We start from the raw sequence: 2,236 nt of genomic DNA, 5'->3' as shown, positions 1-2,236 counted from the left end.
GCGCGATGGAAATACCGCATCTGTCCCAGAATGATGTTAACGCCACAGATTTCCCCTAGTGCAGACCCCGACATCGGCTAACATTAGCCTACTACCTTGGGGGAGGTTTTCGTATGTCTACATTTGCCAACGTCTGGCATGTTGTGTCCTTGGTCATGGGCGAACAAGCCTATCCACTGGCAGGAATGGCCGCCCAGATCGCGGGAACCATTTTGTTGGTAGGCCCATGTTTTTTCTTTCCTTCGCATCAACGCATTGCCAAGCTTGAAACCTCGCACCGGTCTTTCCAAATCGGAATGAGCGACGTTGCACGCGCCTATGCGATTGCGCACGCGCACGACCGTACCGGTGTGTTTCAGCTTTCTGGTAAATTTGATGCTGTGCGCGAACGGCTTGGATTTCTACGTGAGCATCCCGACCTAGCGCAGCTAGAACCAGCAATGCTGGAAGCCGCAGCACAAATGAGCCAAATTTCAGCAGAACTCGGCGCGATCTATTCTGACAAGAAAGTCGAGCGTGCACGTACTATTTTGAAAGAGCGCCAGCATGAGATTGGTCAATTCAACGAACGCTTGGAAAATACCAAACTTGTTTCAACCGAACTCAAAGGCTGGCTTGGACAGGTCGAAATGGATGAAAGCGTGGCACGCGCGCAGATTGATCGTTTGGTCGACGATTTGGCCGATGTATTGCCAGCACTTGGCCTAGAGGTCGTTTCACAAGAGCTTGAAGCAAAGATTATCTCTTTGCCCCACGCTACTGAATAATCTGGGTAATGAAATTTTGGCTAAATAGTTTGGTTTGACGACGCGCAGCACTTTCGTCACAAGGGCGCATGGCTAAAAAACCCACATTTGCATGCGCTGAATGCGCCAATGTCACCACCAAATGGTCTGGGCGCTGCGAAGCGTGCGGCGCGTGGAACTCTATCGCGGAAGATGCGGGCCTTAGCACCTCTGGTCCCGCCAAAGTCGGCCTGGGCACAGTGCGCGGCCGCGCCGTAAAACTTACAAGCCTCAGCACAGAAGAGGCGCCCCCTGAACGCACCCATTCTGGTCTAAACGAATTGGACCGCGTGCTGGGGGGTGGTTTGGTCCCTGCCTCTGCGACCTTGGTTGGTGGTGATCCTGGCATTGGTAAGTCCACGCTGCTTTTGCAGGCCGCTGCGCAATTCGCGAACGTCGGGTTAAAGACGATTTATGTATCAGGCGAAGAAAGCAGCGCACAAATCCGAATGCGCGCGCAACGCCTTGGATTGACGGACGCACCCGTGCAATTGGCCGCTGAAACAAATCTGCGCGATATTCTCACGACGCTAGAAATAGAGAAGCCCCAGCTCGCGATCATCGATTCGATCCAAACAATGTGGTCGGATTCCGTTGGCAGCGCGCCCGGTTCAGTGGCCCAAGTGCGTGCTGCAGCACATGAATTGACCAGCTTTGCCAAACGCGTTGGCATGGCGGTGATCCTTGTGGGTCACGTGACAAAAGACGGCCAAATCGCTGGCCCCCGCGTTGTCGAACATATGGTCGATACGGTTCTCTATTTCGAGGGCGAGCGCGGGCATCAGTTCCGCATTTTGCGCGCTGTGAAAAACCGTTTTGGCCCCTCCGATGAAATCGGTGTGTTTGAGATGACAGGTCGTGGTCTGTCCCAAGTCACCAATCCGTCTGCACTGTTCCTGTCTGAGCGCGGCACACCGTCACCGGGATCCGTGGTCTTTGCAGGTGTCGAGGGCACCCGCCCTGTCCTTGTCGAACTACAAGCGCTCGTCGCGCCCTCGCCCCACTCCCAACCCCGCCGCACAGTCGTTGGCTGGGATGGCGGACGTCTCGCGATGATTCTCGCGGTCCTTGAAGCACGCGTTGGAATCCCGTTCACGGGGTTGGATGTCTACCTCAATGTTGCGGGTGGTATGAAAATTACGGAACCCGCCGCCGACCTTGCGGTGGCAGCTGCACTTATAAGTGCGCGTGAAGATGCCGCTTTACCCGCTGAAACTGTAGTCTTTGGCGAAATAAGCCTCTCAGGTGCGCTTAGACCCGCTCCTCAAACCGAAAACAGGTTGAAGGAAGCGCAAAAACTTGGTTTTACAGGCGCACTCGCTCCGGCGGGTGGCAAAGGCGTCAAAGTGGATGGAATCGCACTTAATCAAATGAGCGATCTCACCAGTTTCGTCGGCGATATTTTCGGCGCAGGTTAACGCGCAACACCAGACGAGCGCGGGCTAACGCGC

Annotated in this window: 2 protein-coding genes; both read left to right on the top strand. The window is 55.0% G+C overall.

Annotation, left to right across the window (positions count from 1 at the left end; translation table 11 throughout):
- Positions 1-113: 113 nt before the first annotated feature.
- The gene (locus QZ279_RS03445) at positions 114-767 is read left to right on the top strand and encodes a DNA repair protein (RefSeq protein ID WP_293447952.1); all 654 of its coding nucleotides are present in this window, start codon (positions 114-116) and stop codon (positions 765-767) included.
- Between the two features lie 68 nt (positions 768-835).
- Positions 836-2,203 (top strand): DNA repair protein RadA, encoded by a 1,368-nt coding sequence (gene radA, locus QZ279_RS03440; RefSeq protein WP_293447950.1) that lies wholly within the window; start codon positions 836-838, stop codon positions 2,201-2,203.
- Positions 2,204-2,236 lie beyond the last annotated feature (33 nt).

Origin of the sequence: Planktotalea sp., assembly GCF_018607965.1 — a bacterium.
Taxonomy (GTDB): Bacteria; Pseudomonadota; Alphaproteobacteria; order Rhodobacterales; family Rhodobacteraceae; genus Planktotalea.
The sequence above is the reverse complement of the archived record's forward strand: the minus strand, read 5'-3'. Positions and strand labels throughout refer to the sequence as shown.